19 protein-coding genes are annotated in these 21,071 nt (G+C 60.6%); 11 read left to right on the top strand and 8 right to left on the bottom strand.

All coding sequences use genetic code 11. The annotated features are described in order from the left end of the window. Positions 1 to 32: 32 nt before the first annotated feature. Positions 33 to 1,619, top strand: coding sequence for a 1-hydroxycarotenoid 3,4-desaturase CrtD (crtD, locus tag RZS32_RS13215; RefSeq protein ID WP_422395969.1), 1,587 nt, complete (start codon positions 33 to 35; stop codon positions 1,617 to 1,619). Then, positions 1,574 to 2,449, top strand: a complete 876-nt coding sequence (gene crtC / locus RZS32_RS13210) for a carotenoid 1,2-hydratase (protein ID WP_317057911.1) — start codon at positions 1,574 to 1,576, stop codon at positions 2,447 to 2,449. The genes crtD and crtC overlap by 46 nt, the downstream gene beginning before the upstream one ends. Positions 2,450 to 2,559: 110 nt before the next feature. Here crtC and tspO read toward each other — a convergent pair whose 3' ends face one another. From tspO to RZS32_RS13195, 3 genes are read right to left on the bottom strand one after another with little or no spacing between them, the layout of a single operon-like run. Continuing rightward, positions 2,560 to 3,027 (bottom strand): tryptophan-rich sensory protein TspO, encoded by a 468-nt coding sequence (gene tspO / locus RZS32_RS13205; RefSeq protein WP_317057439.1) that lies wholly within the window; start codon positions 3,025 to 3,027, stop codon positions 2,560 to 2,562. Continuing rightward, positions 3,024 to 4,070 (bottom strand): 15-cis-phytoene synthase, encoded by a 1,047-nt coding sequence (crtB, locus tag RZS32_RS13200; protein ID WP_317057438.1) that lies wholly within the window; start codon positions 4,068 to 4,070, stop codon positions 3,024 to 3,026. Before crtB ends, tspO begins: the two co-directional genes overlap by 4 nt. Beyond that, on the bottom strand, positions 4,067 to 5,620 hold the full coding sequence (locus tag RZS32_RS13195) for a phytoene desaturase (protein WP_317057437.1): 1,554 nt from the start codon (positions 5,618 to 5,620) through the stop codon (positions 4,067 to 4,069). The genes crtB and RZS32_RS13195 overlap by 4 nt, the downstream gene beginning before the upstream one ends. 92 nt (positions 5,621 to 5,712) lie before the next feature. Here RZS32_RS13195 and crtA point away from each other — a divergent pair, with 92 nt between their 5' ends. The 4 genes from crtA to bchO are packed head-to-tail and all read left to right on the top strand — an operon-like array spanning position 5,713 to position 9,988. Beyond that, entirely contained in the window at positions 5,713 to 6,435 is a 723-nt protein-coding gene (gene crtA / locus RZS32_RS13190) for a spheroidene monooxygenase (protein WP_317057436.1), read from the top strand. Beyond that, complete coding sequence (bchI, locus tag RZS32_RS13185; protein WP_317057435.1) at positions 6,432 to 7,436, top strand: magnesium chelatase ATPase subunit I; 1,005 nt, start codon at positions 6,432 to 6,434, stop codon at positions 7,434 to 7,436. Before crtA ends, bchI begins: the two co-directional genes overlap by 4 nt. Next, on the top strand, positions 7,433 to 9,118 hold the full coding sequence (locus RZS32_RS13180) for a magnesium chelatase subunit D (protein WP_317057434.1): 1,686 nt from the start codon (positions 7,433 to 7,435) through the stop codon (positions 9,116 to 9,118). The genes bchI and RZS32_RS13180 overlap by 4 nt, the downstream gene beginning before the upstream one ends. A 3-nt stretch (positions 9,119 to 9,121) precedes the next feature. After that, positions 9,122 to 9,988: an alpha/beta fold hydrolase BchO gene (gene bchO / locus RZS32_RS13175; protein ID WP_317057433.1), complete on the top strand. Its 867-nt coding sequence runs from the start codon at positions 9,122 to 9,124 to the stop codon at positions 9,986 to 9,988. Positions 9,989 to 9,993: 5 nt separating this feature from the next. On the opposite strand, the gene RZS32_RS13170 is transcribed toward bchO, so the two are convergent. Together RZS32_RS13170 and RZS32_RS13165 are read right to left on the bottom strand one after the other, a co-directional pair. Next, entirely contained in the window at positions 9,994 to 10,758 is a 765-nt protein-coding gene (locus RZS32_RS13170; protein WP_317057432.1) for an SDR family NAD(P)-dependent oxidoreductase, read from the bottom strand. Beyond that, positions 10,755 to 11,534: an MBL fold metallo-hydrolase gene (locus RZS32_RS13165; RefSeq protein ID WP_339106664.1), complete on the bottom strand. Its 780-nt coding sequence runs from the start codon at positions 11,532 to 11,534 to the stop codon at positions 10,755 to 10,757. The genes RZS32_RS13170 and RZS32_RS13165 overlap by 4 nt, the downstream gene beginning before the upstream one ends. Before the next feature lie 191 nt (positions 11,535 to 11,725). Between RZS32_RS13165 and RZS32_RS13160 the strand changes: the two genes are divergently transcribed. From RZS32_RS13160 to RZS32_RS13150, 3 genes are all read left to right on the top strand, one after another. Beyond that, on the top strand, positions 11,726 to 12,670 hold the full coding sequence (locus RZS32_RS13160) for an ABC transporter substrate-binding protein (RefSeq protein ID WP_317057430.1): 945 nt from the start codon (positions 11,726 to 11,728) through the stop codon (positions 12,668 to 12,670). A 72-nt stretch (positions 12,671 to 12,742) separates the two neighbouring features. Continuing rightward, positions 12,743 to 13,810 carry a quaternary amine ABC transporter ATP-binding protein gene (locus tag RZS32_RS13155; protein ID WP_317057429.1) on the top strand — a complete coding sequence of 356 codons (1,068 nt, stop codon included), beginning with the start codon at positions 12,743 to 12,745 and terminating at the stop codon, positions 13,808 to 13,810. Then, complete coding sequence (locus RZS32_RS13150; protein WP_317057428.1) at positions 13,807 to 15,870, top strand: ABC transporter permease subunit; 2,064 nt, start codon at positions 13,807 to 13,809, stop codon at positions 15,868 to 15,870. Before RZS32_RS13155 ends, RZS32_RS13150 begins: the two co-directional genes overlap by 4 nt. Here the strand turns inward: RZS32_RS13150 and RZS32_RS13145 are convergent, their stop codons facing one another. From RZS32_RS13145 to RZS32_RS13135, 3 genes are all read right to left on the bottom strand, one after another. After that, positions 15,871 to 16,569 (bottom strand): DMT family transporter, encoded by a 699-nt coding sequence (locus RZS32_RS13145; protein ID WP_339106663.1) that lies wholly within the window; start codon positions 16,567 to 16,569, stop codon positions 15,871 to 15,873. A 212-nt stretch (positions 16,570 to 16,781) separates the two neighbouring features. Then, the gene (locus RZS32_RS13140; RefSeq protein ID WP_317057426.1) at positions 16,782 to 17,966 is read right to left on the bottom strand and encodes an aminomethyltransferase family protein; all 1,185 of its coding nucleotides are present in this window, start codon (positions 17,964 to 17,966) and stop codon (positions 16,782 to 16,784) included. Then, positions 17,963 to 19,117 carry an aromatic ring-hydroxylating oxygenase subunit alpha gene (locus RZS32_RS13135; protein ID WP_317057425.1) on the bottom strand — a complete coding sequence of 385 codons (1,155 nt, stop codon included), beginning with the start codon at positions 19,115 to 19,117 and terminating at the stop codon, positions 17,963 to 17,965. The genes RZS32_RS13140 and RZS32_RS13135 overlap by 4 nt, the downstream gene beginning before the upstream one ends. Positions 19,118 to 19,210: 93 nt before the next feature. Between RZS32_RS13135 and RZS32_RS13130 the strand changes: the two genes are divergently transcribed. Both RZS32_RS13130 and RZS32_RS13125 read left to right on the top strand, forming a co-directional pair. Beyond that, positions 19,211 to 20,098 (top strand): LysR substrate-binding domain-containing protein, encoded by an 888-nt coding sequence (locus tag RZS32_RS13130; RefSeq protein WP_317057424.1) that lies wholly within the window; start codon positions 19,211 to 19,213, stop codon positions 20,096 to 20,098. 115 nt (positions 20,099 to 20,213) lie between these two features. Beyond that, positions 20,214 to 21,071 carry an FAD binding domain-containing protein gene (locus tag RZS32_RS13125; protein ID WP_317057423.1) on the top strand — a complete coding sequence of 286 codons (858 nt, stop codon included), beginning with the start codon at positions 20,214 to 20,216 and terminating at the stop codon, positions 21,069 to 21,071.

The following is a 21,071-nucleotide window of genomic DNA, read 5'->3' as shown; positions in this document are numbered from 1 at the left end:
CATTGATCCGTCGAGTCAACAATACCTCCATGATGGAACAGCGCACCTCTGCCCAAGGATCGCGCCGGGTTGCCGTGATCGGCGCCGGGATCGGCGGGCTTGCGGCGGCTGCGCGGCTGGCCCATGCGGGTCTCGATGTGACGGTATTTGAACGCCACAGCCACGCGGGGGGCAAACTGCGTACCCTGCCCTCACCCGCCGGCCCCGTGGACACAGGGCCCACTGTGTTGACCATGCGCCCTGTTTTCGAAGAGCTGTTTGCCAGCATGGGCGAACGCCTTGAGGATCACGTAACCCTGATCCGGCAGCCGCTGGTTGCGCGCCATTTCTGGCCTGATGGCAGTCAGCTTGACCTTTTTGACAGCGAAGACGCCAGCGCGCAGGCCATTGCAGATTTTGCCGGAGCCAAAGCCCAAACCCAGTTCCGCCGCTTCTGCGCACGCGCGCGCGAACTTTTTGACGGCTTTGATGGGCCAATGATGCAAGCCGCGACACCCAGCCTGCCCAAGCTTGCGACACATGTGTTGATGCACCCGCGTCTCATCCCCAAGATGGCTCCGCACAAAACCCTCGCGGGTCTACTGGACAGCAGTTTTGACGACGCCCGTCTGGCACAACTTTTTGGCCGCTACGCTACCTATGTTGGCGGCTCGCCTTATCAGTCCCCCGCGCTTCTGTCGCTGATCTGGCAAGCCGAAGCTGCAGGCGTTTGGGTGGCCAAGGGGGGCATGCATCAGCTGGCGCTGGCCCTCATGAACCTGGCCAAAGCGCGCGGCGCTGAGTTCTGTTTTGACGCCCATGTCGAACACATAGAGACTCAGAAAGGCGCGGTGCGCAGCATCCAGCTGCGCGACAAAAGCGTTGTGACCGCCGACTGCGTTCTCTTCAACGGCGACCCCAAGGCGCTGACCACAGGCGCGCTCGGATCAGACGTGGCGCATGTTGCACCGCAAACCAAGCACGCTCAGCGCAGCCTCTCCGCCGAGGTCTGGGCCTTTGCCGCCACACCGCAGGGCCTCGATCTGGCGCATCACAATGTCTTTTTCCGCGCCGAACCCAAGCCGGAATTCGAGGCCCTTCTGCGCGGCGAGCGCGTGGCCGACCCCACACTCTACGTCTGCGCCCAGGATCGCGGTCTGCCAGAGGCCCGACCCGAACTGGAACGATTTGAGATCATCGCGAATGCCCCGCCCATGGGCGGCTGGCCTGCGCAAGAGGAGTTCACCAGATGTCAGACACGCACCTTCCGCACGCTGGACCGTTTCGGGCTGAACTTCAGTCCGACACCGGGACGCGCGGCGCTGACGACGCCTTCGGGCTTCGACCGGCTGTTTCCCGCCTCGGACGGATCCCTCTACGGGCAGAGCCCGCATGGAACAATGGCGGCCTTTCAAAGGCCGACAGCACGGACCCCGGTCGCAGGGCTCTACTTGGTGGGGGGCGGGACCCATCCGGGGGCGGGCGTCCCGATGGCCACCCTCTCCGCCCGGCACGCGGCCGCGGCGATCTTGAGCGACCGAATTTCAACCTCGCCGTCCCGCCCAATGGCTACGCGTGGTGGTATATCGACGGGATCAAGGATGGCGGCGGACGCGCCATCTCCATCATCGCGTTCATAGGGTCGGTTTTTTCGCCCTGGTACGCCTGGTCAGGCCGCCGCAACCCGGAAAACCACGTCTGCATTAATGTGGCCACCTATGGTCCCGGCGGGCGATTCACCATGACCGACCGGGGGCAAAGCGCCCTGCGCCAGACCGAAGACAGCTTTACCGTTGGCCCCTCTTCGCTGCAGTGGCGCGACGGACAACTCATTATTGAGATTAACGAAATCAGCTCTCCGCCTCTGGTCAGCCGCGTGCGCGGGCGCGTGACAGTCACGCCCAGCGCGCTCAGCCAAGTGGAACTGCCGCTCACCGAGGATGGCGCGCATATCTGGCGCCCCTTCGCACCGACTGCCAAGATCGAGGTCGATCTGGAAAAGGAGGGCTGGCAATGGGACGGGCACGGCTATTTCGACGCTAATTTCGGCACCCGCGCGCTGGAACAGGACTTCACCTTCTGGACCTGGGGGCGCTTTCCCACGGGAGATGGCAGCACATGTTTTTATGACGCCACCCGGCTTGACGGTTCCGAGTTGGGCATGGGCATCCGCTTTGATGGCGAGGGCCGCGCAGAGGTCGTCACGCCCCCACCCAAGGCGCGCATGAAACGCAGCCTCTGGGCGCTCTACCGCGAAGCCCGGGCAGATCCTGGGCACCAACCGACGCAAGTGATGCCGATGCTGGATGCCCCGTTTTACAATCGCGCCGCTGTGCGCACAGTGATCGAGGGAGAAGACACCGTAGGCGTGCATGAAGCGCTTGATCTCAAACGCTTTCGCTCGCCACTCCTGAAGCCGATGCTCGCCCTGCGCGTGCCGCGCCGCTCTGGCTGGACATTTGGCCTCTAATCAAGCCCTGGTCTCGACTCGTTCTCTGGCTTCTTTGACGCCAGTGAGGCCCTTTAAAGATGATGGAAAATTGCAATTTTCCAGACTGGAATTTTGCAAAATTCCAGTCTCTACCCCGCCTTGGCCGCCTCGGGGTTCAGTCGCATCACAGAGTAGTTAAGCGCCCCCGCCGTCGACACCCAGGCCAGATAAGGCACAAATAAAAGCCCCGCGACCCAGTCCACCTGCCAGAGCGCAATCATCCCAAAGAACACTGACAGCCAAAGCCCGATCAGCACAACCAGCCCCAGCTTGATCCGCTGCAGTCCAAAAAACACTGGTGTCCACAACCCATTGAGCGCGATCTGCAACGCCCATAGCGCCATAGCCACGCTATTGTCAGGTCGCACCGCAGCCCGCGCGCCTGCCGCTGCCATACAAAGGTAAAGCGTTGTCCAGGCCACGGGAAAGACCCAGTTGGGGGGCGTCCACGCGGGTTTACTCAGCGCTTCGTACCACTTGCCCGGCGGAAAAAGCCCGCCCGTGGCCCCTGCCGACAGGCAGGCCACGAGGAATATGCCGAAGACAAGCCAGCTCATGCGGCGCTGGTGGCGCGTGGTCGCGCCTGTCTTTGGGTGGCTTGCGTGACGTCGCGCGCCCGCAAGGTCGCCATTGTTGAATAAAGCGCGTCACTCCAATCCGGTGCACGGTGGCCAAGATCAGAGGCCGCCTCTACAAGGTAAGCCGTTTCCGGCAAAGGTCGTGCGTGAATGACCGATGAGCGCGGCATCACAAGCGTGCCCGCCGCACGACCCAGAGATAGCATCAGCCAACCGATCTTTTGCGCGCCGGTTGTCCTAGCCCGGTGCGCAATTGAGTCCATATCGAGCCGCCGCAATTGCCCACCAATCCCGGCATAGATGTAGCGCGCCGCAAAAATCCCCGGACGCGAAGACAGCGGAAGCGCCGAAACCCCAGCCTCGGAGCGCACATAAAGCGCATCAGCCTCGCGCAAGAGCCGCTTGATGACCCGGCGCAAGGCCATGGTCATTTCTGGTTTCTCCAGAAAACCCTCAACGTCCAGCCCTTCATCAATCAGCCAATCGGTTGGCAGGTAAAGCCGCCCTTCGCGGGCGTCTTCACCCACATCGCGGGCAATATTGGTCAGCTGCATCGCAACCCCCAGATCGCAGGCCCGCGCCAGAGCATCGGCGTCGCGCACCCGCATCAGCACACACATCATCGCGCCGACTGCCGAAGCGACCCGTGCGGAATAGGCGCGCAAATCTGACAAAGTCGCATAGCGCCGTTCCATCGCGTCCCAGGCGAGCCCCTCCAGCAAAGCCTCAGGCAATTCGCGCGGCATATCGAAGGTCTCGATCATTGCCGCAAAAGCCCGATCCGCAGGCGCATCACGCGGCGTGCCGCGATAGGCCAGATCCAGCCTCTCATGCAGGCGCAGAACCGCATCGGCCTTCTCGGCGTGCAAATCCACCGCATCATCGGCCAGACGACAAAACGCATAAAGCGCCAAGGCCGGATCCCGCACCTTGCGCGGCAACAGTTTGGAGGCGGCATGAAATGAGCGCGAGCCATCGCGAATGGCCTCTGCGCAATGCGCCATATCCTTTGGCTGCATCATCGCGCTTTGACCTCTGCGGCGTCCGGAACAAGCTGACCCAGCACTTCAGCACTGGACACCACCCCCGGCAACCCGGCGCCCGGATGCGTTCCTGCCCCGGTCAAATACAGTCCTTCAAGCTCTTCACTGACATTGTGCGGCCGGAACCAGGCACTTTGGAAAATGCGCGGCTCAAGGGAAAATCCAGTTCCAAAGGGGCTGAGATAGCGATCTCGGAACGTCTCGGGCGTAAACACTTCGGAGGCTGTGATCTTGCCCCCCAGCCCCGGCAAAAGCTGATCTTCGAGCACGGCCTGAACTTTCTCACGATAGGACTCGGCCATCTGCGACCAATCCACGTCATTGTCATGCCCCAAATGCGGCACCGGGCTCAGCGCGTAGAACGTGTCATCGCCATCAGGCGCGGCTGTGGGGTCTGTCACCGTGGGCCGATGCACATAAAGGCTCATGTCCTCGGCCAGATGCCCCTTGATAAAGATGTCATCCACCAGCCCCTTGTAACGTGGTCCATTGAGGATTGTATGATGGCCCACATCCGCCCAGTCGCCGCGCGTGCCCTTGGTGCCGAAATACCAGACGAAAAGCCCCATGGACCATCGCGATTTCTTCAACCGTGGCGCGGTCCAGCGGCGGCGCGACACATTGCGCATCAGATGCGAATAAGTGTGCCCGGCATCCGCGTTTGAAACGACAACATCAGCAGCGACCACCTCTCCACCGGTGAGACGCACGCCAGCAGCACGGTTGGATTTAACAAGGATTTCATCCACTTCCGCCTTGTGGCGCACAAGGCCCCCCTGCTCTTGCACCACATCGGACATCGCCTTGGCAATCGCCTCGACCCCGCCCATGGCGTAGTGCACGCCGAACTCTTTTTCGAGATGGCTGACGAGGATATACATTGAGGTGACGCGGAACGGATCGCCCCCGATGAACAGCGGATGGAACGAAAACGCCATGCGCAACCGCTCATCACGAAACCGCTTGGCAGCATGGCCATAGACCGACCGGTCCGCGCGCAGCATCCCAAAGGTCGGCAGCACCTTGATCAGGTCCCAAAGCTTGTGCATTGAGCGCCGACCAAGGTCTTCGAACCCGAAGAGATAGCGCGCCTCGCTGTCTTTCAGGAACCTGTCATAACCCTTGGCGTCAGGCGGGCTCAGCCGGGCCACCTCGGCACGCATGGCATCGGTATCCTGCCGCGCGGTGAAGTGACTGCCATCGGGCCAGCGAATCTCATAAAACGGATCAAGCGGTCGCAGATCCACCTCAGCCTCGAAATCCCGCCCACAGGCCGCCCAGAGGTCGCGAAACACCTGCGGTACGGTCACGATCGTCGGCCCCAGATCAAAGCGATGCCCGTTCTGCCAAATCGCCGAACCACGTCCGCCCGGCCCTTCCAGCCGGTCTAGAACCGTCACGCGATACCCCTTGGCCCCAAGCCGCATCGCCGACGCCAATCCGCCCAACCCCGCCCCGATCACAACCGCATGTGGCGCGGTGGCGCGTTCGACGGCCTGCTGAAGGGTCGGGTCTATACGTGTCAACATATTCAAACCCTACATGTGTCAATCTAAATTGACAATCTTGCATTCCCGCTCTTTTATCTAGAAACCAACGGCGCCCAATCGAAGGGCACGCTTTGAGGAATAGTGCGATCCAAACCGTAAGCCTCAGCTTTTTCCGCTTCCCGCGCGGTGCCGCGCGGCTCTGGGCCTTTGCCATGATGGGTCTGGCGCGGCCAAGCCTGCGCCGCGTGCCGGATATTGGCTTTTGGAAACTCTGCGGCTCGGGCACCGGCGAAGGGTTCACACCTATTCCAAATACCGGGGTCTATGCCATCCTCGCCACATGGCCAAACTTGAAGGTCGCCCAGGAACGTACTGATTCTGAATATATATTCAAACGCTATCAAGCTAAATCTGAGGAAAACTATACGCTGTTCATGAGCACTCTGTCCGCACGCGGAATCTGGTCCGGTGCGGCGCCTTTTGACAGCAACCCGGTATCAGACACCGGTCCGATTGCCGCCCTTACGCGCGCGACGATCAGCCCGCTGGCCGCGTTGAGTTTCTGGCGTCGTGTTCCGGACATCAGCTCTGTGATCGGACAAGACCCCAATGTCGCCTTCAAGATCGGCATCGGCGAGATTCCTCTTTTGCACCAGATTACTTTTTCGGTCTGGCCAGACACGCATGTCATGGCCAATTTCGCCCGCAAGGACGGCCCGCACGCCCGCGCGATCAAGGCCGTGCGCGATGGAAACTGGTTCCGCGAAGAGCTTTATGCGCGGTTTCGCATCCTCGACAGCCGTGGCACATGGCACGGGCGCGACCCCCTTGAACATCTGAGGCATGCAGCATGACTTTGGCCTTCCCTTTTTCTGCCATCGTCGGTCAGGACACGATGAAGCAGGCGCTTATTCTGACCGCGATTGACCCCGGATTGGGCGGTGTTCTGGTTTTTGGCGACCGGGGCACGGGCAAATCCACCGCCGTGCGCGCGCTGGCCGCACTCCTGCCACCCATCGAGGTGGTTGAGGGCTGCCCGGTGAACGCGGCGCGTCCTGAGGATTGCCCCGACTGGGCGGAGGTGCGCTCGAAGAAAATCGTCAAACGCCCTACCCCGGTGGTGGACCTGCCCCTTGGCGTCACAGAGGACCGCGTGACCGGCGCGCTCGATATTGAACGCGCTTTGACCCAAGGCGAAAAGAGCTTTGAACCGGGCCTTCTGGCCCGCGCCAATCGGGGGTATCTCTATATTGACGAGGTGAACCTGCTTGAGGATCACATCGTTGATCTGTTGCTCGACGTGGCGCAATCAGGTGTCAACGCGGTCGAGCGCGAAGGTCTCTCGATCCGGCACGCCGCCCGCTTTGTGCTCGTTGGCTCCGGCAACCCCGAGGAGGGCGAGCTGCGCCCGCAACTGCTTGATCGCTTTGGTCTTTCTGTCGAAGTCATGTCACCCACCGACATTGACGAACGGATCGAGGTGATCCGCCGCCGAGACGCGTTTGAAACCGATACGGACCGGTTCATGACCAAGTGGAAACGCCAGGACGGCAAGATCCGCAAGGCGATCCTGACCGCGCGGGACAGGCTGCGCGACACGGAAAGCAGCGATGCAATCCTCAAAGACTGCGCCGCGCTCAGCCTTGCGCTTGGCACGGATGGTCTGCGTGGGGAACTGACGCTGCTGCGCGCCGCGCGGGCCTTGGCCGCTTATGAAGGCGCGCCCACGATCACGCGCGACCACCTGAGCAAAGTGGCGCCGCTGGCTCTGGCGCACCGATTGCGGCGCGATCCACTGGATGAGGCCGGGTCTGTGACCCGTGTAAGCCGCATGGTTGCGGACGTTCTGGGATGACCCGCCCTGCCGCCGCGACCCGAATGGAACGCGCGCTGGCGGCGTTGGCGGTGGACCCCGGCGGATTGAAAGGCATAGTCCTGCGCGCGCGCATGTCGCCCGTGCGGCATGCGTTTGAGACCGCATTGAAACACATGCCTGACACACCCCGCCGCATTCACCCCGGCATTTCTGATTTGCAGCTCTTTGGCGGCCTCAACATCGCCGCGTCACTCGCCGAAGGCCGGCCCGTGCGCGACAAGGGGCTTTCTGAGACGCCCGGACTTCTGGTTCTGACCATGGCAGAACGCACTGGTGCTGATTTGGCCGCAAGATTGTCGCAAATTCTGGATGCTGATACTGGGCATGCTTTGGTCCTTCTGGATGAAGGGGCGACAGCAGAAGAAGCCCCGCCTTTATCGCTGCAAGACCGGCTCGCCTTTCATATCGAACCGGAGGATGAAGCGCTTCGGACCCAAGCGCTGCGCCTGCCTGCACGCGCCGATCTGGACACGGCGCGCAAAGGTTTGGCGCGCATTGCCGTGCCCGAAGATGCCATGGGGCTTCTGGTGGCCTTGGCCGCGCGGTTCGGGATCGACAGCCTACGCGCACCCCTTTTGGCCCTGCGCACTGCGCGCGCTCTCACGGCTCTGGACCGTGAAAAGTCAGTCGGCGAAGCGGCCTTGATGGAAGCGGTCGAACTGGTCTACCCCAGCCGCGCCACGCGTTTTCCGGCAGAGGCAGAGGATCCCGCCATGGACCCGCCGCCAGACACGCCCCAGCCGCCGGACGACGCGACAGATGAGGGCAGCGGCAAAGGTGCAGGCGAATTGCCCGATGAAATCCTGGTACAGGCGATTGCCGCCTTGCTGCCCCCGGATCTGCTTGACCGCCTCAAAGTGGCCCGCGCCGCCCAAGCCCGCGCTGCCAGCAGTGGCGCTGGCTCCAAACGGCGTGGCAACCGCCGGGGGCGACCTTTGCCCTCACGCCCCGGTCGTCCGTCTCAGCAGGCGCGCATTGATCCTGTCGCCACCCTGCGTAGCGCCGCGCCCTGGCAGCGCCTGCGCCGCACGCCGCAGAATGCGCACCGCCCAGTGATCATCTATCCCTCAGACATTCGCCTGCGCCGTTTTGAGGATCGCTCAGACCGCCTTCTCATTTTCACTGTGGATGCCTCCGGGTCTTCCGCCGTCGCCCGTCTGGCCGAAGCCAAAGGGGCCGTGGAACTCATGCTGGCGCAGGCCTATGCCCGGCGGGATCATGTTGCACTTATCGCGTTTCGCGGTGACGGGGCGGAACTCCTCTTGTCCCCCACAAGGTCTCTGGTGCAAGCCAAACGGCAGCTTTCCTCCCTGCCCGGCGGGGGCGGCACACCCCTCGCGGCAGGATTGGTTGCCGCATCTGAACTTGCCCAACACGCGCGCGGACGCGGGATGAGCCCTACCCTTGTTTTGCTGACCGATGGGCGCGCAAACATCCCGCTCAGCGGCACGCCTGATCGTGCTGAGGCCCGGCAAGACGCCGAAACCATCGCCGCAGGTCTCGCGCGTCAGGGTGTGCCCGGTGTTCTCGTCGACACAGCCAACCGCCCCGCCGAGAGCGCCCGCTCTATTGCAGCGCGTCTGGGGGCAGACTACCTCGCCCTGCCCCGCGCCGATGCGCACAAGATCAGCGCCTCGGTGACTGCCGCGCTGGAGCATTGAGCGGTGGATTGGGAGCGTGACCTCCCCGATTGGCCGCTCAGCGCGCACTCCCGACGCATCCGGCATCGTCCCCATGACTGGCATGTGCAAGAGCTGGGCGAAGGTCCAATCCTTCTTTTGCTGCATGGGGCCGGCGCGACGACCCACACATGGCGCGATCTGATCCCCACACTGGCCCAAACCCACCACGTCATCGCGCTTGATCTTCCCGGGCACGGGTTCACGCAGGCCGGAAGCCGGTTTCGCCTCGGGCTTGAGCGCACCGCCGATGACATCGCAGCCCTGAGCGCCGCCGAGGGCTGGTGCCCATCTGCGATCATCGGTCATTCTGCTGGTGGCGCTGTTGCGCTTGAGTTGTCGCTGCGCCTCACAACACCAGACAGCACACCACCTAAAGTCATTGGCATAAACGCCGCTCTGGACCGGTTCGAAGGCATGGCCGGGTGGCTTTTTCCGATGCTCGCCAAATTTCTGGCCATGAACCCACTCACGGCCATGGCCTTTGCCGCAGGGGGCGGACGGCCCGACCGCGCGCGTAACGTGATCCGCTCCACCGGATCGAAGCTGACAGACGAAGGTCTGGCCTATTACAACCGCCTGCTCTCGGACCGCGCCCATGTGGACGGGACCTTGCAAATGATGGCGGCCTGGAACACCGATGGCATCTGGGACCGCATGCCTCAGGTCACCGCACCCTGCCTTTTGATCACCGGAGAGAGCGACGGGGCCGTGCCGCCCTCCGTCTCAGACCGCGCCGCCGCGCGGCTGCCAAATGCGGAGGTGCAGAAGCTCGACGGTTTGGGGCATCTGGCACATGAAGAAGCACCGACAGAAGTCACCAAGATCATCCTCGATTGGCTGGAGGCCTGAGGTCTCTACCACAAAGCGCCAGCGTTCACCTGGATATCCTCCAGCGTCAGCGCCGGGGCCGCATCCGAGCACAAAAACGCCACCAGATCAGCAATCTCGCTGGGCTGTACCAGACGGTTCTGCGGGTTGGCCTGGGCAATCTCGGCGATGACATCAGCCACTTCGCGCCCCTCAGTTTCGGCCACCTTGGCCGCCGACCCCTGCAGCATATCGGTCTCCACCCAGGTCGGGCTTACGCTGACGCAGGTGACGCCGTGCGGCGCGCCCTCCAGCGCGGTCGCGCGCGTGAGCCCCAAAAGCCCCGCCTTTGAGGCACAATAAGCCGCATGCTCAGGTTTCGCTGTATGCGCCGCAGTCGACGCAATGTTGACGATCCGCCCCCAGCCGGCCTCGATCATATCCGGCATCACCTGACGACACATCAAAAACGGCCCTGTCAGGTTGGTCTCAATCACGTCATTCCACGCGTCGATTTTATGAGAGGCCACAGGTTCTTTGTATTCAATCCCCGCTGAGTTTATCAAAATCTCCACCGCGCCAAGGCGATTTTTGACCGCCATGCAAAACGCTGCGACGGACCCCTTTTTGCGCACATCCAGCGGGGCGATAAAGACGTCTTCGCCCAAGCTCTCGCGCGCCATATCCTGCTGCATAGGGTCGGCCCCGCGCCGCGCGCCAATGGCAACACGGTAACCTTCGGCCATCAGCACGCGCGCAATCTCAAGACCGATCCCGCTCAGCCCGCCCGTGACAATCGCAGTTCGGCTCATGTCTCCCCCTCCATTTCACTGGTAATCCATGCACTTGCATCTCCAACTCGCAACCCGCCATCTCGATAAAGGTCGAGAAGCTCAAGCAACCGGTCGCGCCCAAAAGAGGTAAAATGCCCGGCATGCACCACCCGGATGGGCAATTCGCGGAGCCGCGCATGGGACTCCGCCAGAACCTCGGCCTCCGAATGATAGAGGTCATCAATCAGATCACCATCATAGATGACATCGCCACTAAAGAGTGTCTCGTTGGCCCTGTCATAAAGCGCGATAGACCCCGGTGAATGCCCCGGTAGATGAAATACCTGAAACACCCGGTCGCCCAGATCAATCACATCGCCCTCATCCAGATATCCCGTCAAAGGCGCTGGTTTCACATGATAGGTCGTGTGATCAAACCCCGCATAGGGCAGTGCCGTAAACGTCTCGGCCCGGACATAGCCTGTATCCGCGACCGTGTTCTGCGCCGTTGGACGCGCCATAACGTCGGCCTCGGCCGGGTGCCCGCACCGGTGCGAAAACTCGTGCAGACCCCCGGCGTGATCAAAATGCGAATGTGTCATGATCGCTGTCAAAGGCCGCGCGCTCAGCTCTGGCACCTCGTCCAGCATGGGACGCAAACCCATGCCAGTGTCGATCACCAGATCCCGGTCCCGCCCCTGCACATGCCAGATATTGCACCGCAGCCACGAGGCCACATGCGGCTCATGAATATGCACCACACCCTCTTCAATCTGCTTTGCAGCAAACCAACGTGACGCAACCTCAAGTCCCACATAGTCCCCCTTTGACGCTGACACACAAAAGAAACGCTAGCCGCTTGGTCTGTTCAAATCCAGCACAGCGGAGGTTTAGGTTACTCATTTTTGATTGACTTACCAGTCAATAAAGATTTTGTTTGGCCTCAATCCAAGGTCGTATCATACTCGGCCTCAGTAAAAGAACCAATCAACGGGGAGAATACACAATGAAAGCTAAGTCCTTGATTTCCGCGGCAGTCATGGCATTGGCCGGCTCTGGCATGGCACTGGCCGATAGCAGCGATCCGATCAAGATTCCGATCAATGAATGGACCGGACAGCATATCTCGGCCCACATCACGGGCACGCTGTTCAAAAAAGCTGGCTACGAAGTGGAATATGTGACCGCCGGTGCGGTACCACAGTTTGCCGCCATCGCTCAGGGCGATCTGCACCTGCAGCCAGAGGTCTGGACCAACAATGTTGGCGACATTTATCCCAAAGCCGTGGAGAGCGGCGATATCGTTGTGCTGGGCCAGCTGGGGCTGCAGCCGCAAGAAGGCTGGATTTTCCCGCCCTATATGAAAGAGAAATGTCCCGGCCTTCCTGCCTATGAGGCGCTTTACGAATGCGCACAGGCCTTTGCTGCGGCGGATACATTCCCCAAAGGTCGTCTGGTCACCTATCCAGCCGACTGGGGCACACGCTCCAAGGACGTGGTTGGCATGATCGAACTGCCATTCGAACCTGTTGCTGGCGGCTCAGAGGGAGCCATGATTGCCGAAGCGAAATCCGCTGTCGCCACAGGTGATCCGATCCTGATGATGTTCTGGCAACCCCATTGGCTCTTTGCCGATATGGACATGGAATGGGTGGCCTGGGACGCTGCTGATGGCGAATGTGTCGAGGAATCCGGCCAGGAACGTGGCAAGGCTTGTGGTTTCCAGCAAGCCTCGATTGACAAGATTGCCAACAAGGGCTTTGCGACGGATTACCCCGGCGCCAACGCCATCTTTGAGGCCATGTCCCTTGATAACAGTGTTCAGAACGCTCTGATGCTGGAAATCGACCAGAAAGGCCGCCCGCTCGAAGAGGTGGTTGCCGAATGGATCGACGCCAATGAGGCAACGTGGAAACCCTGGGTGGATGCAGGCCTCGCGGCCAAGCAGTAACCTTTTGAAGACTATGTGCAAAGGCCGGGATAACCCCCGGCCTTTGTCACCTTGCAGAAAAGCCCGCATCCCATGACCTCATCCTCCGACATCCGCCTGTCCTGCCGCAACATCTGGAAGGTCTACGGCAAAGACCCGGAACGCTATTTCAAGGGAAGTGCTGCAACCGATGATCCTGATGCGCTTGTCGCCAGAATGCGGGACGAAGGCGCGATACCTGCAGCGGCCAATGTCAGCTTTGATGTGGGCGTGGGTGAGATTTTTGTCATCATGGGGCTGTCCGGTTCGGGCAAATCCACTGTGGTGCGCTGTTTGTCGCGGCTTGTCGACCCGACTCATGGCGAAGTGGTGCTGGATGGCGAGGACCTTCTGGCCAAGTCGGACAAGGACATGATCCAGGTCCGCCGCCACAAGATCGGCATGGTGTTTCAGAATTTCGGCCTCATGCCGCATCTGTCAGTCTATGAAAACATCGCCTTCCCGCTCAGCCTTCAGGGCAGCACACCTGCTGATGCCAAGCCGCGCGTGGACAAGGTCATCGACCTTGTGGGTCTTCAGGGGCGCGAGAAAAGCTATCCTCATCAGCTTTCGGGCGGTCAGCAACAACGTGTCGGGATCGCCCGATCGCTTGCGGTGGACCCTGATCTATGGCTTCTGGATGAGCCGTTTTCAGCGCTTGATCCGCTCATCCGGCGGCAAATGCAGGACGAATTCCTGCGCATTCAGAATGACTTGCACAAATCGATCGTGTTCATCACCCATGACTTCCTTGAGGCGCTGCGCGTGGCCGACCGCATGATGATCATGCGCGGCGGTCAGGTTGTGCAAACCGGCACACCGGCTGAGTTGATCACCAACCCTGCCGATGACTATGTCGCCGAGTTTACCAATGACGTGCCTCTGGTCCGCGTGCTCTGCGCGCATGAGGTGATAGATACCGACGCGGTTCCGGATGAAGGCCGCATGCGCGTGCCCGCCGAGACGCCTGTTGAAACGCTCCTGCCCATGCTGGCCGCCCACCCGGAAGGTGTGGCTGTGGACCGCGCCGGCACAGTTGAGGGTATCGTGACAGCTCAAAGCGTGATCTCTGCTCTGGCCCGTCTGTCAGATCAGGACGACAAAGCTGAGGCGACGGCATGAGTGAGACGCGCACGCATTGGGCGTGGTTCGCGCTGATTGGCCTGACGCTGGTGACATTGGGGTTTCGCGATCGGCTTGACTGGCTGATGTCCTTCCCAGAGGCGTGGGAGGTTCCCCTCACCGACTGGCTCAACGCGATCATGGCCGTGATTATCGACACGTTCGGCCCATTTTTCCGCGGGTTTTCCTCTCTGATGGACCATCCCATGTCCTGGGTGCGAACCATTTTGCAATCCACGCCCTGGGCGCTCACCATCGGGTTGCTGATGCTCGCCTCTTACGCCGTCTCCGGCGTCAAGCTGGCGATTTTTACATTCTTCGCCATGTTTTACATGGTCCTGATCGGATACTGGTCAGAGTCCATGAACTCACTCGCACTGGTCCTGATCTCAGTACCCATGGCGGTCATGATCGGATTTGCCGTGGGCACAGCGGCCTTTTATTCAGACCGCGCCGACCGGATCATCTCGCCCACGATGGATGTGCTGCAAACCATACCGGTCTTTGCCTATCTTTTGCCCATCCTGCTGCTCTTTGGCTTTGGGCCGATGGTCGGCCTCATCGCCTCGATCCTCTATGCTGTGCCGCCCATGGTGCGCAATACGACCCTTGGCCTCAGACGCGTCAATGAAGAAGTCATCGAAGCGGGTACGATGGCCGGAGCCACGGCCATGCAAATGTTCTGGCGCGTGCGCGTGCCAAACGCGTTGCGGCAGATCCTTTTGGGCATCAACCAGACCATGATGGCGGCCTTTTCGATGATCATCATCGCCTCGATCATCGGTGGCACCTCGGATATCGGCTGGGAGGTACTCACCCAAATCCGCAAGGCCAACGTGGCCGAAGCCATTCTTGCAGGCATCGTGATAGCCCTCATGGCCATGGTCATGGATCGGCTCACCGCTCAGGCCGCAACAGCACGCGCGCCGGATGGCGGCGATGAACCAAGCTTTGCCCAGCGCAACCGCTACTGGATTGCCGCAGGTGTTCTGACCATCGCCATCCTCGCTCTGGCGCAGGTCTTTCCGTTCCTCAAAAGCTACCCGCAAGCGTGGGAGTTCTACCCGGCACAGGCGATGAATGACGCCTTCAACTATGTGCTGGTGGAATACGCCGCCGCCATCAAGACGATCAAAACCTTCGCTTTGTTCTACATCATGCTGCCGGTGAAATCCGGGCTGGAGCAAACCATCAGCCCGTTTTCCTGGGGCTTTGAATTCACCACGCCGATGAAAATCGGCTTTGGTGTCGTGATGTCGGGCTTCGTGGCCTACGCCGCCCTGCGCGACCGCATCAACCTGGCCATTGGCATCGCGCTGGCGGCCATTCTCATCTATTTCGGCATCACCCGCCTGCCCTGGCTGTCTGTTGCCGCTGTCATGGTCCTGCTCGCCTGGCAGGCAGGCGGCGTGCGACTGGCCATTGGCACGGGCATCGGCCTTGTGTTCCTGATGGTTGCGGGCGTCTGGCCCGAAACCATGGTGTCCTTTTATCTCTGTGGCATCGCCGTGCTGCTGTCCTTCCTGATTGGCACCACGCTGGGCGTTCTGGCTTCGGAAAACGATACCGTCTCGGCCTTTCTGCGCCCGATCAACGACACGCTGCAGACCATGCCGCTCTTTGTGATCCTCATCCCCTTCGTGATGTTCTTCAAACTGGGCGACTTCACCGCCCTTCTGGCGATCATGGCCTATTCCATCGTGCCTGCCATCCGCTATGCCGAGCACGGTTTGCGGGGGGTGTCGCCGCAAGTGATCGAGGCCGCACGCGCCTGTGGCTGCACACGGCTTCAGATGCTCTGGCGCGTGCGGCTTCCACTGGCCCTGCCCCAGCTTATGCTGGGTCTCAACCAGACGATCATGTTCGGCGTCGCAATGCTTGTGATCACCGCGCTTGTCGGCACCAGCGATTTGGGACAGGAAATCTATATCGGTCTCAACAACGGTGATTTCGGCGTTGGTATGGTCGCGGGGATCGGCATGGCCATTCTGGCAATGATTGCCGACCGCATGACCAAAGCCTACAGCCGCAAAGGTCAGGCCGCGCTCGGTCAGGCGTGATCAGGCAGGGCTGCGAGCCCTTCGGCTCAGCGCCAAAGGCTCCATCAACCCGGCCAAAAGGATTAGCGGCAAGCCCACCATCTCGCGCCAGCCAAAGGGCTCTCCGGCCCAGATCGCCGCCGAGACAGCTGCCACCACGATCTCTGCCATGAAGAGCAGCCCCACCAACCCCGGATTGAGCTTGGAGGGCGCATAGATCGACGCATATCCCCCTGGAATAATGAGCAAAAGCGCCACGGGCAGGAACCAGATGAGCACGCCACCCACTGCCGCGCCCTGCGGTGGTGATGCCGTGCCTTGCGAGGTGGACACCAGCGCCACCACTACGGAAACCAGTGCCGCAACAAGAAAGAAGTTCGTCGCCTGCGTCGCGATACGCACCCGCTTTTCTGTGAGGATCAAGGTGCATCCCAGCGCCCAGAACACACCCGAGATCAATCCGAACCAGTCCCCCCAGACCCGCGGCAGGGGCAATCCGGCTTCGTCCGAGAACACAACCATCATGCCCGCCACGCCCAGCGCAATCGCCGCCCAACGGTACCACGTCATCCGGTCGCCCAGAAACGCCCAGCCAAGCAAGAACCCCCAGATCGGCATGAGATAAAAGAGCAAAACCGCCCGCACCACATCGGTGTAAAGCAGGGCAGCGGCATAAAGCGCATAGGCGCACCCCCCAGAATGCCGCCCAAAAGCGCCCATCCCAGACGGTAATCCGCGCGAAGCACCCAAACCAATGGCAAACAGATCAGCGCAGGAATGCCCGTGAAAAACGCCATCGCCCAGGGCGCGTCAAACCCGCCCTCTTCGACCAGCCGCAAAGGCAACCAGAATATGCCCCAGCACATCCCCGCAAAGAGGCCAGCCCACACAGCCAGTCGGTTGCCGTCCGTCATGTCACGCTTTCGCAGATGTTAGGGGCGTTCTGGTATATCCACCAGTTTGCCACGCGGAATTTCACAAGCCTTATCATAAAGCGGCGTTTCCGCCAGCATCGCGGGATGCATCTGACCGTCATTGCCCTCGATTCTAACCTCGGTGCCGGGTCCGGCCTCGGGGCTATCCATCAACACATAGCCAATCCCGTTTTGAAGATAGGGAGAGAACGCCCCGGCGGTCACGCGCCCGGCTACCGCCCCGTTCCACTCCACGCGCCCATGAATACGCGGTGTCGCCTCGGGGCAGAGGATGCCATACAGGCGTTGGCGTTTGTCGGCTTTCTCTAGTGCCGCTTTTCCGATGAAATCATCCTTGTCCATCGCCACGAAACCACCCAACCCCACATCGTAAGGCGTTGTTGTTTCGTCGAAATCCGAATTGGCGTTGAGAATTCCGGCTTCCAGCCGCCGAATGTTCATGGAATCCAGCCCAAACATGCGCATCCCATGCGGCGCGCCCGCCTTTTCCAGATGCGCCCAGAGCGCATGGGCATCATGATGCGGCTCGGTATAAAACTCCCAGCCCAGTTCATTGGTGTATCCCGTCCGGGTGATCAGCACCCGCTGACCACCGAAATCGACCCAGGCGCTGCCAAAATATCCAAAAGGCGATGGAATCCCGTCCTTGGCCGCCGCTTCGAGGATATCCATCGAGGTCGGGCCCTGAATTTGACTGACATTGATATACGTGCCGATGATCTCAACATCCATGCCCTTGGCATGGGCACGCGCCCAGTTGATGAAATCGCCATCGGCCTGCACGTACCAGTAACGGTTTTCCTCTAGCCTAGCAAAAACCCCATCAACAAGCAGCCCGCCATCGTCAAAACACGCGATCCCATAGCCACAGCGCCCCACCTTGACCTTGGCCACATTGTTCACAAAAAGCAGGTCCATCAGTTTGGTCGCATCGGGGCCGACAATCTCAATGGGCCATTCCCCGGTGTGCAGGCAAGCCGCCTTGGTCCGCAAAAGCCAATAGCCCTCGTCCGTGTCCAGATCATCCATGTAAACGCACATGAACCGGCGGTTATAGACTGTGTAATGCGGGCCGTGTTTGGCCTCGAGATCGTGATATACATGCCGGTGCATGTTAAAATCCCACCCCGACCCGGGGCGAGACGTGATCAGATCACGGGTTTTGCCATCGCTCGAAATCATGTGCCTGTCTCCGGGTCCAGATTTGCTCCCAGCGCCTCTGCGACAAGGTTTTGGAAATGATGCACCGCATGTTCGCTCAGCTCGGTTTTGCCTGCATCCACGACGAAACGGCCTTGGTTGTACCCGCTAGACTTCAAACCTTTTTGCACGCTTTCACAAAGACCGATGTCCTCAGGTTGCAGCACGTCGATCTGATAGTTGATCGCATCGCGCAGCTGATCTGTGACCTGTCCGTCCTTCACAAACCAGTCCTGAAACTCGACGCAGCGCTCTGGCGCGGTCGGGTTCATCTGCAGCACCGACAGGTTGGCCTCTCCGGGATAGGCCCAGATGGTAAAATTCGGCCAGACATACCAGCCCGCATAACCAAAATCGACGTCACCGGGTTGGAAGGAAAAGGCGCGGTTGCTCAGCGACTTGGGGTTCCCCGCGCATTGGCTGGAGTAATATTTCGACGTGATCGTGCGGTAGCTGTCCATGTCCACCAGATCGACGAAATCCTTGTGCGCCGGGTGGCAGTGGTAGCATTCCAGGAAGTTATCCACGAGCACCTTCCAGTTCGCCTCGACTTCATAGGTGTCACGCTGCGCAAACTGAAGATCATCGACCGACGGGACATAATGACGAATTTCAGACTCCAGATCGCCCATTTGTTCGGCAAATGGCATGGCATCAGCATCCAGATTGACCAAAACCAGACCACAGAACACCTCAACCCGCACCTCCTTGAGCGAGAATTGCGATTTGTCGAAGCCTTTAACGGTTTCGGTATTCCGCGCTGATTTCAGTGTGCCGTCAAAATCAAACGCCCAGGCGTGGTAGGGACAGGTGATGACATTCTTGCGCCCCGTGCCCGAGACAAGCTCATGCCCCCGGTGCGGGCAGACATTGTAAAACGCCTTCAACTCGCCGGCCCGCGTCCGCGCAACAAAGACGTTTTGCTCATGAATACGCACCGTAAGAAACGCGCCCGGCTCGGCCACCTGGCTGACATGCCCCGCATAATTCCAGCTGCGGTAGAAAATCGCCTGTTTCTCATGCTCCCAGATGGCAGGGTCATGGTAGAACCGGGCAGGCAAGGTGTAGCTGTCGCTGGGGTCGGCCCGAAACGGCAGATCACCTGGCATTAAGTTGAGAATCGGAAGGGTCATGGCATCCTCCTGTTGGCGCGTATTGACAGATCAACACATTATTCTGAATATTGGCAAACGCTCTTTTCTACACCATTTGACCAAGAATTTCTTATGCGAAAGCCGCCTACACCGCCACTCGACCTGCTAGAACCGTTCGAGGCCTCGGCCCGGCTCGGCAGCTTTACCCGTGCCGCCAAAGAACTTTCGGTCACGCAATCAGCCATCTCACAACGCGTGCGCAAGCTAGAGGACCTGCTCAACACCAAGCTTTTTGAGCGCGGGCACCGCACCATCACGCTCACGCCTGAAGGCCGCGAGTTGCTCAACGGGGTCAGTGTCGCGCTACAACACCTCACCTCTGCCACCCATTCCCTGCGCCAAAGGGAATCGCGCCCCATCGTGCGCCTATCGGCGGACACGTCCATTGCGCAGCTCTGGCTGATGCCCCGGCTGGAAAGCTTTCTTCTGGGCGCACACGGGCTTGCCGTGGACCTGACGGTGTCAGACACCGAAGACGAGGTACTCAATGCCGATGTGGCCATCCTTCACGGGGCCGGAGACTGGCCCGGCTTTACCGCAGAGCTGCTCTTTCCGGACGAAATTTATCCCGTATGTTCAAGAAGCTACCTCGCCAGATATCCCATGCGTGATCCTTCCGATCTGCTGGAGGCCGAACTCATTGACCTCGACTACATCCGCTGGAACTGGATCAACTGGGGCATCTGGCTGACCGAAGCCGGGTTTGACCCGGCCCGCGCCCGCGTGCTGTTGCGCACCAACAGCTATATGGCCCTTCTGGATGCCGCGCGCGCGGGGCTTGGGGTGGCCCTGGGATGGGGCCCATTGATGGATCAGGACCTGGCCGATGGCCTGCTGATCCGCCCCCTGCACATCTCCGTGCGTCCTGACTATGGCTATTATCTTCTGGTACGCGACAATTCCGGTGACAGCCCGCACAAGCTTGCCCGGCATCTGAAATCCGCTACTTTGATCCGATAAGGCGACCATGGAGCCGCGGTGTCGGTTTCAGACCTATCAAAGTCGATTGAAGCTTGGGCAGGTTTGGTGTTTGCTGATTTTGTAAGATAGAGACAAATAACCTGGGAGAAGGCCGATGCGCTATCATGCGCCTGCGACCCTTGAGGATGCAACACAACTGCTTGGATCGGATCTGGGAGACTGCCGGATTTTGGCCGGGGGCACGGACCTTTTGGTGCGGATGCGCTCGGGCTTTGCCGAACCGGACAACATCCTGGATATCAAACGCATAGACGGCATGCGCGACATCACGGCAGAGGATGGCGGGTGGCGTCTGGGCGCGGCAGTATCTGGAGCCGAGATGGGCGAGCATGCGGGCCTGACCGCCGACTGGCCCGGTGTGGTAGAAGCTGCAGGTCTCATTGGCTCGACGCAGATTCAGGGACGCTGCACCGTTGTGGGCAACCTCTGTAACGCCTCCCCTGCCGCCGACAGCGTACCGGCCCTGGTGGCCGCACGCGCCACCGCGCGGATTGCGGGCCCCAATGGCACGCGCGATATCCCGGTTGAGGACGTGCCCACGGGGCCCGGTAAGACCTCTTTGGCCAAGGACGAATTCGTCGCCTCGGTCTTCCTGCCAGCCCGCCCCGACACCTCAGGCGATGCCTACCTGCGGTTCATCCCGCGCACGGAAATGGATATTGCCGTAGTGGGTTGTGGTCTGTCGCTGACGCTTGATGGCGATGGCACCTGTACAGATGCCCGTGTGGCGCTCGGCGCGGTTGGCCCTAAGGTCATCATCGTCGAGGACGCCGCCAAGGCCCTGATGGGCACCAAGGTGGACGAAGCCGCGCTGGACGCGCTTGCCGCTGCATGTTCCGCCGCCGCCACCCCCATCGCCGACAAACGCGGCACGGTCGAGTTCCGCACGCATGTCTCCGGCGTGCTCGCGAAACGCGCCGCCAAAATTGCCGCATCCCGCGCAGGAGCTTGA

It is taken from the genome of Roseovarius sp. W115, assembly GCF_032842945.2.
GTDB classification, from domain to species: domain Bacteria; phylum Pseudomonadota; class Alphaproteobacteria; order Rhodobacterales; family Rhodobacteraceae; genus Roseovarius; species Roseovarius rhodophyticola.
The sequence above is the reverse complement of the archived record's forward strand: the minus strand, read 5'-3'. Positions and strand labels throughout refer to the sequence as shown.

What these genes read in the sequence shown, in the direction of transcription:
- RZS32_RS13160 (WP_317057430.1), top strand. Translation starts at nt 11,726, where the DNA reads ATGAAAGCTAAGTCCTTGATTTCCGCGGCAGTCATGGCATTGGCCGGC.
- RZS32_RS13170 (WP_317057432.1), bottom strand. Translation starts at nt 10,758, where the DNA reads ATGAGCCGAACTGCGATTGTCACGGGCGGGCTGAGCGGGATCGGTCTT.
- tspO (WP_317057439.1), bottom strand. Translation starts at nt 3,027, where the DNA reads ATGAGCTGGCTTGTCTTCGGCATATTCCTCGTGGCCTGCCTGTCGGCA.
- RZS32_RS13135 (WP_317057425.1), bottom strand. Translation starts at nt 19,117, where the DNA reads ATGACCCTTCCGATTCTCAACTTAATGCCAGGTGATCTGCCGTTTCGG.
- RZS32_RS13130 (WP_317057424.1), top strand. Translation starts at nt 19,211, where the DNA reads ATGCGAAAGCCGCCTACACCGCCACTCGACCTGCTAGAACCGTTCGAG.
- RZS32_RS13145 (WP_339106663.1), bottom strand. Translation starts at nt 16,569, where the DNA reads ATGGGCGCTTTTGGGCGGCATTCTGGGGGGTGCGCCTATGCGCTTTAT.
- RZS32_RS13125 (WP_317057423.1), top strand. Translation starts at nt 20,214, where the DNA reads ATGCGCTATCATGCGCCTGCGACCCTTGAGGATGCAACACAACTGCTT.
- RZS32_RS13180 (WP_317057434.1), top strand. Translation starts at nt 7,433, where the DNA reads ATGACCCGCCCTGCCGCCGCGACCCGAATGGAACGCGCGCTGGCGGCG.
- RZS32_RS13150 (WP_317057428.1), top strand. Translation starts at nt 13,807, where the DNA reads ATGAGTGAGACGCGCACGCATTGGGCGTGGTTCGCGCTGATTGGCCTG.
- RZS32_RS13195 (WP_317057437.1), bottom strand. Translation starts at nt 5,620, where the DNA reads ATGTTGACACGTATAGACCCGACCCTTCAGCAGGCCGTCGAACGCGCC.
- crtD (WP_422395969.1), top strand. Translation starts at nt 33, where the DNA reads ATGGAACAGCGCACCTCTGCCCAAGGATCGCGCCGGGTTGCCGTGATC.
- RZS32_RS13155 (WP_317057429.1), top strand. Translation starts at nt 12,743, where the DNA reads ATGACCTCATCCTCCGACATCCGCCTGTCCTGCCGCAACATCTGGAAG.
- RZS32_RS13140 (WP_317057426.1), bottom strand. Translation starts at nt 17,966, where the DNA reads ATGATTTCGAGCGATGGCAAAACCCGTGATCTGATCACGTCTCGCCCC.
- crtB (WP_317057438.1), bottom strand. Translation starts at nt 4,070, where the DNA reads ATGATGCAGCCAAAGGATATGGCGCATTGCGCAGAGGCCATTCGCGAT.
- bchI (WP_317057435.1), top strand. Translation starts at nt 6,432, where the DNA reads ATGACTTTGGCCTTCCCTTTTTCTGCCATCGTCGGTCAGGACACGATG.